At 59.2% G+C, this 11,978-nt stretch carries 10 protein-coding genes; 4 read left to right on the top strand and 6 right to left on the bottom strand.

The features are described from left to right. Positions 1-19: 19 nt before the first annotated feature. The 4 genes from hrpB to SKTS_RS08460 form a co-directional block, all read right to left on the bottom strand. The gene (gene hrpB, locus SKTS_RS08475) at positions 20-2,557 is read right to left on the bottom strand and encodes an ATP-dependent helicase HrpB (RefSeq protein WP_173063206.1); all 2,538 of its coding nucleotides are present in this window, start codon (positions 2,555-2,557) and stop codon (positions 20-22) included. A 261-nt stretch (positions 2,558-2,818) separates the two neighbouring features. Continuing rightward, positions 2,819-3,721 carry a hypothetical protein gene (locus tag SKTS_RS08470; RefSeq protein WP_173063203.1) on the bottom strand — a complete coding sequence of 301 codons (903 nt, stop codon included), beginning with the start codon at positions 3,719-3,721 and terminating at the stop codon, positions 2,819-2,821. A gap of 3 nt (positions 3,722-3,724) precedes the next feature. Beyond that, a complete protein-coding gene (locus SKTS_RS08465; protein ID WP_173063200.1) occupies positions 3,725-4,807 on the bottom strand; it encodes an AAA family ATPase in 1,083 nt (360 codons plus the stop codon). Further along, entirely contained in the window at positions 4,804-5,997 is a 1,194-nt protein-coding gene (locus SKTS_RS08460) for a DUF262 domain-containing protein (protein ID WP_173063197.1), read from the bottom strand. Before SKTS_RS08460 ends, SKTS_RS08465 begins: the two co-directional genes overlap by 4 nt. 251 nt (positions 5,998-6,248) lie before the next feature. Here SKTS_RS08460 and SKTS_RS08455 point away from each other — a divergent pair, with 251 nt between their 5' ends. Together SKTS_RS08455 and pepN are read left to right on the top strand one after the other, a co-directional pair. Then, positions 6,249-6,722: a DUF2721 domain-containing protein gene (locus tag SKTS_RS08455; RefSeq protein ID WP_173063194.1), complete on the top strand. Its 474-nt coding sequence runs from the start codon at positions 6,249-6,251 to the stop codon at positions 6,720-6,722. A gap of 78 nt (positions 6,723-6,800) precedes the next feature. Continuing rightward, on the top strand, positions 6,801-9,449 hold the full coding sequence (gene pepN / locus SKTS_RS08450; protein ID WP_173063191.1) for an aminopeptidase N: 2,649 nt from the start codon (positions 6,801-6,803) through the stop codon (positions 9,447-9,449). A 48-nt stretch (positions 9,450-9,497) separates the two neighbouring features. Here the strand turns inward: pepN and SKTS_RS08445 are convergent, their stop codons facing one another. Then, positions 9,498-10,382 (bottom strand): dienelactone hydrolase family protein, encoded by an 885-nt coding sequence (locus SKTS_RS08445; protein ID WP_173063188.1) that lies wholly within the window; start codon positions 10,380-10,382, stop codon positions 9,498-9,500. Positions 10,383-10,723: 341 nt separating this feature from the next. On the opposite strand from SKTS_RS08445, the gene SKTS_RS08440 reads away from it, so the two are divergent. Further along, positions 10,724-11,017: an antitoxin gene (locus SKTS_RS08440; RefSeq protein WP_244617479.1), complete on the top strand. Its 294-nt coding sequence runs from the start codon at positions 10,724-10,726 to the stop codon at positions 11,015-11,017. Continuing rightward, entirely contained in the window at positions 11,017-11,418 is a 402-nt protein-coding gene (locus tag SKTS_RS08435) for a type II toxin-antitoxin system VapC family toxin (RefSeq protein ID WP_173063185.1), read from the top strand. The genes SKTS_RS08440 and SKTS_RS08435 overlap by 1 nt, the downstream gene beginning before the upstream one ends. Positions 11,419-11,435: 17 nt before the next feature. Here SKTS_RS08435 and SKTS_RS08430 read toward each other — a convergent pair whose 3' ends face one another. Then, positions 11,436-11,867: an FKBP-type peptidyl-prolyl cis-trans isomerase gene (locus SKTS_RS08430; RefSeq protein ID WP_173063182.1), complete on the bottom strand. Its 432-nt coding sequence runs from the start codon at positions 11,865-11,867 to the stop codon at positions 11,436-11,438. Positions 11,868-11,978: the final 111 nt, after the last annotated feature.

The raw sequence follows: 11,978 nt of genomic DNA, 5'->3' as shown, positions 1-11,978 counted from the left end.
TCGTTCATCGCCTTCCGCTTCATGAGCGCGGCTTTGCCCTCGCCGTCGGTGCGGCGTTCCACGGGTCGTCGGGCCAGGGGTGCTTGGGATAACGTCCTTTGAGTTCCTTCTTCACCTCGGGGTAGGTGTTGTCCCAAAAGTTCTTCAGGTCGCGCGTGACCTGGATCGGGCGCTGTGCCGGCGAGAGCAGGTGGAGCATCAGCGCGACCTTGCCGTCGGCCACGGCGGGGCTCTGCGCAAGGCCGAACAGTTCCTGGAGTTTTACCGCCAGCACCGGAGGCGCGCCGTCGGGAAAATATTCCAGCCGCTTGCGCGAACCGCTCGGCACTGCGATATGGGTCGGGGCGAGGGATTCGAGTTGCTGCAACCGGTCCCAGTCGAGACGTGCCTTGAGAATCTCGGTCAGGTCGAGGCGGGCAAGATGGTCGCGCCGGGCGAGGCCGTCGAGATAGGGCGCAAGCCAGTCTTCCAGCGAGGCGAGCAGGGCCGCGTCGGAGAGATCGGGCCAGCCGGCGTCGGGCTGCCATTGCCGCAGAGAGGCGATGCGCGCCTGGAGTTGGCGCGCCTCCTCGTCCCAGGGCAGGCTTTCGAGGCCCATATCCCGCACGCCGTCGACCATCGCCTGCACCATTTCCGCCGCGGCGAAACCCGGCGGCAGCGGCCGCTGCGCCAGAACCAGGGCGCCGAGGCGGCGTTCCTCCCGCGCCAGCACCGCCTGCGACAGGCGGTCCCAACGCACGACCGGCTGCCACGCCGTTTTGTCGCCAAAATGCCGCGCGAGATCGTCCGCGTCGAGCGCGGCGGCGAGAAAGATGCGCCCCTCGTCGCCCTTGCCGTCGAGGCTGGCGGCCACCAGCAGCGGCGCGCCGCCGGCACAGCCCGGCAGCAACCGGGCGCCGCGCCCGTTGGCGAGCAGGTAGCGCCCCTCGCCCTCGCGGCGGCGCTGGGCGATGCGATCCGGGTAAGCCAGGGCGAGCAGCAGGCCGACCACCGCCTCGTCCACCTCGCCGTCGTCCGCCGCCACCCCCAGCAGGTGCCGCCACTGGCGCGCGGCGCGCTCGGCGGCGGCACAAGCGTTGGGATCGGCAGCGAAACGGCGCGCGCCTGCGTTGCCGAGACTGCGGTGGGCACGCAGGGCCTCCGCCCGCAGCGCGAAATCGCAGCGGCGCTCGCCTTCGAGGGCACGCATCGGATCGCGCTCCGACGCCACCGCGGCCACGTCGCAGGCGATGGTGCCGAGCCCCATTTCCCGGCCGCGCAGCAGCATGTGGGCGAGGCGCGGATGGAGCGGCAGCCCCGCCATCTCCCGCCCCAGCGCGGTGATGCGGCCGGCGCCGTCCAGGGCGTCGAGCTGTTGCAGCAGCTCGCGCCCCTGTGCCAGGGCGGCGGCGGGCGGCGGGTCGAGCCAGGTCAGCGTGGCGACATCGTTCACCCCCCACCGGGCCAGTTCGAGCGCCAGGGGGGAGAGGTCGGCTTCGAGGATCTCCGGGGCGTTGAAGGCGACCAGCCCGCGCTGGATGTCTTCGTTCCATAGCCGCAGACAAACGCCCGGCCCGAGACGCCCGGCGCGACCTGCCCGCTGATCGGCCGAGGCGCGCGAGACGCGCACCGTCTCCAGGCGGGTCAGCCCGCTCGGCGGGTCGAAACGCGGCACCCGCTGCCAGCCGCTGTCGATCACGGTAGCAATGCCCTCGATGGTGAGCGAGGTCTCGGCGATGGGCGTGGCGAGAATGACCTTGCGCCGCCCCTGCGGATCGGGCGCAATGGCCGCCTGCTGGCGCTCGAACGACAGGTCGCCGTAGAGCGGATGGACCAGGGGCGCGCCGGGAAGGGCCGCCCGCTCGGCGAGCAGCGCCTCCACGCGGCGGATCTCGCCGGAACCGGGGAGGAAGGCGAGGATATCTCCGCGCGCTTCTTCGGCAGCGTCCGCCACCGCCCGCGCCATGGCCTGCGCGATCTCTCCGGGCTGGAACGCGGCGCCGCCGCCCGCCCGATAGCGCACCTCGACCGGGTAGCTGCGCCCCTCGCTGCGCACCAGCGGGGCGCCAAGCAGCGCGGCGATGCGCGCGCCGTCGAGGGTCGCCGACATCACCAGGATTTTCAGGTCCTCGCGCAGACCGCTCTGTGCGTCGCGGCACAGCGCGAGGGCGAGGTCGCTATGGAGATTGCGCTCGTGGAACTCGTCGAAGATCACCAGCCCCACGCCGACGAGTTCCGGGTCGTGCTGCAGACGGCGCGTGAGGATGCCCTCGGTCACCACCTCGACGCGGGTTCGTTTCGACACCCGGTTTTCGAAGCGCACCCGGTAACCGATTCGTTCGCCCACCTCCTCGCCCAGCTCGGCGGCCATGAACACGGCGGCCCCGCGCGCGGCAAGGCGGCGCGGCTCGAGCATCGCGATGGCCTGCCCGCCAAGCCACGCCTCGTCGAGCAGCGCCAGCGGTATCCGGGTGGTCTTGCCGGCCCCCGGCGGCGCCTCAAGCACGACGGCCGAGTGGGCGGCAAGCACGGCGCGCAGCTCGGACAAGATCGCATCGATGGGAAGGGGTTTGCTCACGGCGAAACGGGGGAACTCTACTGAAGATGACCGATTGCTCGCGGACCCGTCGCGTCAGATCGCCGGGCCGAATAATGCCACGATATCACAACCGGCGCGGGCGTTTTCGCCTGATCGGCGCTCGTTCGCTTGTTTGGCGCGAGGCAGAAGGGAATCAGGTCGAGGTGCTCGGCGCGATGGATTGCGGGTTGCGGAAGAAAAATGTGTTTGAAATCACCCTCAAGTTTTCAAGTGAAGGCAAAACTTTCCGATAAGCAGTCGTCAACCGCTGGCTATCTTGTCTGGATTAAAATGGATTCGATCTAAGTGACGTTCTAGTTTGCTATGCCACCAGAAGACAATCTCCCTACCATCAATCTCAATAGTCCGTTCCTTACGAGCTTCGCTATTCCCTTTTGTTTTTCCATTTTCATCTGAAACATCCACTCCAAGCGCTCCAAACTCCGCAGCAACCTGGGTCCGTGGGCCCAGAAAGATGCGCTTTCCGTGATCGGACATAGCTCCCAAGTGACGTACCAGTGGCCCCACGAGTTCTAGGTATGGTTTGCTCATATTTTTGATGCCATTGAATGCTCCACCAACAAAATCTAGAGCAGGGAAAGCTGAGGGCGCAAATTCCTCCATTTCAGCAGGATTCTTGGTTTTTTCTACGATGAGCCAGCGGAAAAAATCGACATAGCTTTGGCTTCCCGCAACAAACCAAATGGGGATTTTTTTCATATCAACGGTTACATCAAAACGACCAGATCGACGACCACCGGAGAAAACCACACAAGCGATGTGGTGGGGTGGGTTTTGAAATGACTGCACGTGGGCCCATGCTACAGACGCAGCTACTTCCTTAGGTTCGCCATCAACTTGAATTTCAAAAGATGATGGCCAATCTGATGATATATCCTGCCATTTCGAGAGCCCGTAAAAAATGCTTGCAATCCGTTCTTGTATATCTCTAGAAATATACAACGGAGAGTCAGAAGCATAGAGGTCATAAAAGCACTTGTCTTGATAGACGATAGTATTGAAGAGCTCGTCAGAGTAACAAGTCGAGTGCCCTTGGTCGAGTGCGATATCAAGCTGATCCAACATCGATTCAAGGAACTCAATACATTGATCAGTTTCAAGCCCATCAAAGCGCCAGCTAGTTTCATCAATAACGAACCGCATTGCTTAGCGCCGACGCCTCACGCGGGTAAGCGCGGCGACATCCAACTGAAACTGATCGAAGAAACCGGGGGGCCAAGAAGCAATGCCACCAGTTTCGGTAAAGGCCAAGGGAACAGAGCCCGTATCATCGAAGAAATGAACGGTAGCCTGTGAAGCAGGCAAAATGCAGTGTTCACCGATAGCACGCCGAATTCCGTTGAGGACATGATCAGAGTGGGTTTCGACTAGCACTTGGACACCAGATGCTGCTATAGCCGCGAGGAAGTATCCCATCTGTGACTGCCCGGAGGGATGCAAATGCGCTTCTGGGTTCTCCACAATGAGGAGCCCACCTTTCGCTGCGGTCAGTCCTGCTAGTATAACGGGAAGCGCATAGGTTACTCCAAAGCCCATATTTGGGGGGCGCACCCAATCCCCTCCTGGTGTTCGAAAGCGCAATGCAGTAACCGCTGTGCCCGCAAGCGTCTCAGCGTCGATTTGCACCGCCTTAGCGATCTTAGACAGCCACCGTTCAGTTTCAAATTTTAGTAGCGCTGCATCGTCAGTTCCTGCTCCGGGGCAACGACGCAACTCATCTATGGGATAGCTATCAAGCGCGTACAAGAGTTGGGCACTAAATTCCCCTCGGCTTCCCACTTCCAATACATCGAATGGCAAGGCCGCGGAACCGAGAATGCTGCGTGGACCAAAACGTTCCGCTGAGAGATATTGGAACGTTCTAATACCCTCAGTAAAGGCTGGCGGTGGCAGCTGAGGCCTAACATTGACGTTCGCATACAGCGCAGTCTGCTTTCCACCCAATTCCCAAATGTGTACAGCATTACCTTGGTCAGTCAGTTCAAATCGAACCGATTCAGGTGCATCCCAATTCTGTATATCTCCAAACGTACCTAGATCCAATTGGAATGGTCCATTTAATTCAACGACATTATCATTCCGGCGAGACGCTTCCCGCATCAGAAGCAGAGCATGCACTACAGAAGTTTTGCCCGCTCCATTCATACCAGCAAGAACCGTCAGCGGCGACATTGAAAATCTTTGTTTAACAAACCTCTTGAAGCCATGTATTAGGAGTTCGTTGATCATAAGAGAATATTAGCTAGTGCTTTACGAGGCATAGAAAGGCGTCGCTCAACGTTAAGGTAGGAACCGGTACCAAAGCGAACGGAATTGTCGTATTCGGGTAAATCAAATAAGAAACGAAATGCCTTCTGGATAGCATCTTTGTGAGGAAGCAAGTCTGCAAGCGAGTAGTCCGCCAACGCTATAGCTTGTGATTCAAAAATGGCTCTATTCAAAGGGCCGCGTCGGCCATAATTAAGTGGCCAGCGACGGAAAGCTCCACGCCCTAGTATGGCGTGGCAATTCTGCATCGCCTGTTCAAATGTGGTTCTTAACTTACTCAGATCTAAATTAGGAGAAGGCTGGTCAGATTGTTGATCGATCAGCCGGGTAAACTGCAAAAGAAACGCATCAAGACTAGGGGCGCGTGAGTAATCCTCCACTGAAACAGTGTAAAAGGTACAGAAACGCAGTGCCATTTCCCGGTCAGACATCCGCTTATTGTCTCGAACCAATACGCCCGATGGGTCAGTTCTCCAGAAAGTCTTACCCATGACTTGATCAAAGCTTGGACTCTCCACAAGGCTGCGTAAGAACTCGCGTGACCCAGTTTTGCTCATACAGTGACGGATCTCCTGTGCAACAAGCGGACTTCCCCCAGTATTGACTCTGTTAAAGATATCGTATTTCACCTCATCTGGGGTCTGAGGCTCAATCACATGGGCCACGATTTGAGTGCCAGAAAAACGGCGTTTTGTGGCTGGGTCAAGCGTGGAGAATGTTTGCCCTCCAAGTGGCGAGAGATACTCCAGATACTCTGTTTTCAGTACCAGCATGTCAGACATAAATAGTTTAATGGTGGTGAGTCTCTGTACACCATCGATCACCTGATGTGCACCGAACTTGTCCTGGTTAAAGTAAAAGGCCGGGAGTGGGATACCAAGGAGGATCGACTCGATTAGTCGCACCTGTTGTTTGTCCCCCCACACAAAGGATCGTTGAAAATCGGGAGCAAGATCAAGCTCCATATCCTCGCTCGTTATTTGAGTGTAGATTTCTCGAATAGTGAAGGTCTTGGTGGTGATACGAATGTCTTTCGGATCCCAAGGTTTGAGCGCAAGATCTGTACTAGACTTGTCCTCATCCTCTATAGTTTCGTCGACTATTTCATTGGTAGTCGTAATATCTTTAGCTTGTTCGTTCTGGGTTGTCATGTTTTTCTAAAAAGGTTATCGCATCCAAAAATATTAATTAAGTGGTGATGTAAAAAGATAACACGCTTCATCCCTGCCAGCTATGGCTTCCAATGACATAAGGTCTGCAGCTTGTTCACGAATGGCTGCAGATGGCACTAAGCAGAAGCGCAAGCGCCCAAGCAGCTTATCCACAAATAATCGCCGAGCCTCCCCGCTTCTCGCCACCCCACATAAGTGCATAATGTCCGTCTGAACCCAGGGATAAAACCATGCTCCTCCAGGACATCATCCCCACCATCCAGCTCGCCATCGGACCCGTCATCCTGATCTCGGGCATCGGCCTTCTGCTGCTGTCGATGACGAACAGGTTCGGTCGGGTCGTTGACCGCACCCGGCAGCTCACTCGCGAACTCCGGAGCTCCGCCCCGGAATACCGGGAAACCATTCTGGGGCAGCTCCCGATCCTCCTGAAACGCGCCGGCATCATCCGCGTCTCGATCGCCTTGGCAACTGTCAGCGTGCTGATGGCGGCGCTGCTGATCGTAGTCCTCTTCGCAAGCACCGGCCTGCAGCTTGAGACGCCGTTGCTGGTCACCGGGCTGTTCATCACCTGCATGAGCTGCCTCATCGCTTCGCTCGTCCTCCTCGTGGTGGATATCAACCTCTCCCTGAGGGCGCTGAAACTGGAGGTGCATGCACTCGTGGGTCGGGAGCCGGGCAAGGCCGACGACACAAAGCAATGATGCGCTTCCCTCCGCGCTCGCCCGGAAATCCACACCCTTTTTCTGTCACACTACGATTTTTTCAACCTAACTGCCCCCATGACTCAAGATACCCCGCAAACCATTAACCTGGCCGACTACGCGCCACCCAGTTTCCTGATCGACACGGTCGATCTCGACGTCAATTTCCAGAAGGGCGAAACACTGGTGACGGCGCAGCTGTCGGTGCGTCGCAACCCGGCGGCGAAGACGCCCAATGCCCCGCTGGTCCTCGATGGCGAGGAACTGGAGCTGATCTCCATGAGCCTCGACGGCGTGCCCATGGCGCCCGAGCGTTACCGCCTGGGCGCCGGCCATCTGACTCTGGCCGACGTGCCGGACGCCTTCCGCCTGGAAACGGTGACGCGCATCCACCCTGATAGCAATACCCGCCTGTCCGGGCTCTACCGCTCGGCGGACGGCTATTTCACCCAGTGCGAGGCGCAGGGCTTCCGCCGCATCACCTGGTTTCCGGATCGTCCGGATGTGATGTCGCGCTATACCGTTACGCTGCATGCCGACAAGGCGGCGTTCCCGCAGTTGCTTGCCAACGGCAATCCCATCGCCAGAGGCGACGAGGCGGGCGGGCGGCACTGGGCGAAGTGGCAGGACCCCTTCCCCAAGCCCTGCTACCTGTTCGCCATGGTCGCCGCCAGGCTCGACGTGCTGCGCGACGCCTATCGGACCGCGTCCGGGCGCGAGGTCCAGCTGGCGATCTTCGTCGAGCCGGGCAAGCTCGACCAGTGCGCGCACGCCATGGCCGCCCTCAAGAAGTCGATGCACTGGGATGAGCAGACCTTCGGCCTGGAATGCGATCTCGATCATTACATGATCGTCGCCGTCGGCGACTTCAACATGGGGGCGATGGAGAACAAGGGGCTGAATATCTTCAACACCAAGTACGTACTGGCACGGCAGGATGTGGCCACCGATGTCGATTACGAGAACATCGACCGGGTGGTGGCGCACGAGTATTTCCACAACTGGACCGGCAACCGCGTGACCTGCCGCGACTGGTTCCAGCTCTCGCTCAAGGAAGGACTGACGGTCTTTCGCGACCAGGAATTCGGCGCCGACGTGCATCATCGTTCGGTGGCCCGCATCCGCGAGGTGCGCGGCCTGCGCGCCGCCCAGTTCCCCGAGGACAGCGGCCCGATGGCGCACCCGGTGCGGCCGGCATCGTATATCGAAATCAACAACTTCTATACCGCCACCGTGTATCAGAAAGGCGCCGAGGTGGTGCGCATGATCCGGACCCTGATCGGCAAAGATGCCTTCCGCCGCGGGATGGACTTGTACTTCGCCCGCCACGATGGCCAGGCGGTGACCTGCGACGATTTCGTCGCCGCCATGGCCGATGCCTCAGGCGCCGATTTCGGCCAGTTCATGCGCTGGTACGAGCAGGCCGGCACGCCGCACGTTGCCGCAACCGGCCGCTACGATGCCGCCAATCGCCGTTACATCCTGAGCCTGCGCCAGTCCTGTGCCGCCACGCCCGGCCAGCCAGCCAAGCAGCTCTACCATATCCCGGTTGCCGTCGGCCTGGTCGGACCGGACGGGCAGGACCTGCCCCTGTGTCTGGCCGGAGACGATTCCGGCGCGCCCGTCAGCCAGATCGTGTTGTCGCTGCGCGGCGAAACGCAGGAATTCGTCTTCGAGGATGTCCCGGTCGACCCCGTACCCTCGCTATTGCGCGACTACTCGGCCCCCGTCGTGCTCGATTACGCCTACAGCGACGCGGAGCTCGCGCACCTCATGGCGCATGACAGCGATCCGTTCAACCGCTGGGAAGCGGGGCAGCGCCTGGCCAATCGCCTGATCATCGCCGCGACCGCCGCCCTCGGCGCGGGCGGCACGCCGACCTGGCCAGTCAGCTTCGCCCAGGCGGCGGCCCGGGTGCTGGCCGATGCGGACACCGACCCCGCCTTTGCCGCCGAAGCCCTGTCGTTGCCGGGCGAAGCGACGCTGGCCGAACAACTCGAGGTGGTCGACCCCGGTGCCCTGCACGCAGCGCGCAACGGCTTGCGCCGCTTCCTCGCGGAGCAGCTCGGCGCGGAATTCCGGGCTTGCTACGCGCGTCTTGCGCCGACGGATGGCTACAGCCCCGACCTGGTCGATGTCGGCCGCCGTGCCCTGCGCAACGTCTGCCTGGGGTATCTGTGCGAAGCGGACAGCCCGTCCAGCCGTGTGCTGGCGCTGCAACAGTTCGATAGCACCGACAACATGACCGACCAGTTCGCCAGTCTTTCGGTCCTGGCGCAGAGCGCAGGCGAGGAACGACAGCAGGCACTGGATGCGTTCTATCAACGCTGGCAAGGCGAGGCGCTGGTTGTCGACAAGTGGCTACAGGTCCAGGCCACCAGTCGTCGCGCCAGTGTTCTGAACGAGGTCAGGCGGCTGGTCGAGCATCCCGCGTTCGACTTGCGCAACCCGAACAAGGTCTATGCGCTGCTGCGCGCTTTCGGCAGCAACCACGTGCATTTTCATGCTGCCGACGGCAGCGGTTACCGCTTCCTTGCCGAGCAGACACTTAAGCTGGATGCCGTCAATCCGCAGGTCGCGTCCCGGATCGCCCGCTGTTTCGACCGATGGAGAAAATTCGATGCCGGCCGCCAGGCACATGCGAGTGCCGCCCTGGAAAGTCTGCGCAACCATGCTGGCCTGTCGCGTGACGTGTTCGAGATTGTGGACAAGCAGCTACAGGCGTAGCCAGCTGAAATATGGAGAGTCCGAGGAAAAATAATGGGTGTGGAGGAATCACATCCCGTTCTTTTTCAGCCACGCCTGCATGCGTTTCCATCCGTCTTCCGCGGCGTCCTTGCGGTAGCTGGGCCGATAATCGGCATTGAAGGCGTGGGGCGCGTCAGGATAGACATGAATCTCCGACTTTCCGCCGGCCTTCCTGATGGCGGCACGCATGGCTTCCACATCGTCCAGCGGTATGCCCTGATCCTGGCCGCCATATAGCCCGAGTACCGGCGCTTTCAGTTGCGCGGCCAGGTCGAGCGGTTGTCTCGGCGTAAGCTCGCTTACCACTCCGCCAAGCCGGCCGTACCAGGCCACGGCAGCCTTGAGGTTCGGGTTGTGGGCGGCGTAGAGCCAGGTGATGCGTCCACCCCAGCAGAAGCCGGTTATGGCAAGGCGATGCATATCCCCGCCATGGTCCTTTGCCCATGCTTCGCAGGCATCGAGGTCGCTCATGACCTGGGCGTCCGGCACTTTGGAGACGATGTTGGCGAGGATGTCCTGAATGCCGCTGATCTTGCGCGGGTCGCCGTAGCGCGCGAACAGTTCCGGAGCGATGGCCATATAGCCGAGTTTGGCCAGGCGCCGGCAAATATCGGCGATATGCTCGTGGACGCCGAATATCTCGGAAACCACCAGGATGACTGAAAAATTGTCGCCTTTGTCAGGTTGAGCCCGATAAGCGACCATTTCGCCGTCGCTGACGGGAACCTTGATTTCTCCCGCGACGAGGCCCTCGGCGCTGGTCTTGATAACGGTCTCGGCCATGACCGGCTGGGTGGCGAGCGCGAAACCCGCGCCCAGCATAGTAATGACGAAAGCGCGGCGGGTGAAGGTTACGTTGGGAACCAGGCTGGCGAAATCCGGGTTGTTTGATCGGGTAGTTGTCTTGCTCATATCGTTGGCTCCTATGAGGGTAAATATCTTGCAGCTAGTCCAAGCCAGTCAGTAAACCCGGGCGAATCAACGCCGCCCATTCATAAAATCACCATCGATGGCGACGCACAGAAGTTTTTCCAATCTATTACAACCTGCCGGGAATAACCATCCGTATATTCCAGTAACCGGTCGTGCTAATCGTTTACGGTCAGCAAATGAAATCCATTCGTCAGCTATTTACGCCATTTAGTTTAAGCAGGCAGGATTATCGCCATTCATTATTTGCTGAGGGGAATTAGACACTACCCGGCAAAAAGTATATATTGCAGCATATACTACTCGACACTACCGGGAGCGTCATGATGATAGAGACACGCATTGCGAAACTATTCAAGAACGGGGCCAGTCAGGCGGTTCGCCTTCCGATTGAATTCCGCTTTGAAGGTAATGAGGTGTATGTCACTCGAGACGATGCAACAGGGGATGTTGTTCTTTCGAATCGGCCTGGCGCCAAGACTTGGAACGCGTTTTTTGAGTTGCTGCATGAAATTGATGTTCCAGCAGACTTCATGTCCGAACGTCCGATGAATGCGTTGCCTCAAGAATCTGGCATCTTTGATGACGAGATTCCTCACGGCAAGGCGAATCGATAATGTTGCACATGCTGGATACTGACACGGCAAGCTACATTATCAAGGGGAAGTCTCCCGCAATAGAAGCCAAACTGGCGGCACTCGTGCCGTCAATGGTTTGCATCTCGGTGATGACGCGGGCCGAATTGCTATACGGTTTGAAACGCCTGCCTGCCGATCATAGACTGCACCTGGCGGTGCGCCAGTTCCTTAAAATTGTCCGCATCCTGCCTTGGGATGCCGAGGCAGCAGACTGGTATGCCGAGATTCGCCATCAACTTGTCAGCACAGGACAACCGATCGGCGAACTGGACATGATGATCGCTGCTCACTCGTTATCTGCCGGGTCAGTACTGGTCACAAACAATAGCCGCCACTATGAACGGATCGAAGCGCCGTTAATCCTGGCGAATTGGGCGTAATGGCATACCCGGACTGACTACCTCACGATTTCGAGCAACTCGACTTCAAAAACCAGCGGGGCATCGGGGGGTATGGTTCCGGGGACACCGCGAGGGCCGTAGGCCAGATTGCTGGGACAAGCCAGTTTTGCCTTGCCGCCGACTTTCATCGTTTGAACGCCTTCGGTCCAGCAGGGAATAACCCGGTTCAGGGGGAAACGGGCCGGCTGGCCTCTTTTGTAGGAGCTGTCGAACTCCTTCCCGTCGGTAAGTGTTCCCCGATAATGAACCTTGACCGTATCCGTTGATTTCGGACTATCACCGGTTCCCTCTTTCAATGTGGTGATTACGATCCCGGAAGGCGTCTTTACTTCCTTGGTTTCCGCCACAGCAGTTGTTGGCTCCGCCGCATGAGCACCTAGCGTGAACCCTAGGGACATTGCAGCGATCAAAGTGCCTATTTTTTTCATGCAAATTTTCCTTGTCGAGATGAATAAACGGATTATTCATGGAACGCCCACCCCTTCGGCGGCGCGAATTTGGGCTTAGCTCCAATAGTAGCGGAACTCGCTGCAATCAAC

Origin of the sequence: Sulfurimicrobium lacus (assembly GCF_011764585.1) — a bacterium.
In the GTDB taxonomy this organism is placed as follows: domain Bacteria; phylum Pseudomonadota; class Gammaproteobacteria; order Burkholderiales; family Sulfuricellaceae; genus Sulfurimicrobium; species Sulfurimicrobium lacus.
The sequence above is the reverse complement of the archived record's forward strand: the minus strand, read 5'-3'. Positions and strand labels throughout refer to the sequence as shown.

Bases quoted from the DNA above. Each gene is read 5' to 3' on its own strand.
- SKTS_RS08470 (WP_173063203.1), bottom strand. From the start codon at position 3,721: ATGCGGTTCGTTATTGATGAAACTAGCTGGCGCTTTGATGGGCTTGAA.
- SKTS_RS08465 (WP_173063200.1), bottom strand. From the start codon at position 4,807: ATGATCAACGAACTCCTAATACATGGCTTCAAGAGGTTTGTTAAACAA.
- SKTS_RS08460 (WP_173063197.1), bottom strand. From the start codon at position 5,997: ATGACAACCCAGAACGAACAAGCTAAAGATATTACGACTACCAATGAA.
- SKTS_RS08455 (WP_173063194.1), top strand. From the start codon at position 6,249: ATGCTCCTCCAGGACATCATCCCCACCATCCAGCTCGCCATCGGACCC.
- pepN (WP_173063191.1), top strand. From the start codon at position 6,801: ATGACTCAAGATACCCCGCAAACCATTAACCTGGCCGACTACGCGCCA.
- SKTS_RS08445 (WP_173063188.1), bottom strand. From the start codon at position 10,382: ATGAGCAAGACAACTACCCGATCAAACAACCCGGATTTCGCCAGCCTG.
- SKTS_RS08440 (WP_244617479.1), top strand. From the start codon at position 10,724: ATGATGATAGAGACACGCATTGCGAAACTATTCAAGAACGGGGCCAGT.
- SKTS_RS08435 (WP_173063185.1), top strand. From the start codon at position 11,017: ATGTTGCACATGCTGGATACTGACACGGCAAGCTACATTATCAAGGGG.
- SKTS_RS08430 (WP_173063182.1), bottom strand. From the start codon at position 11,867: ATGAAAAAAATAGGCACTTTGATCGCTGCAATGTCCCTAGGGTTCACG.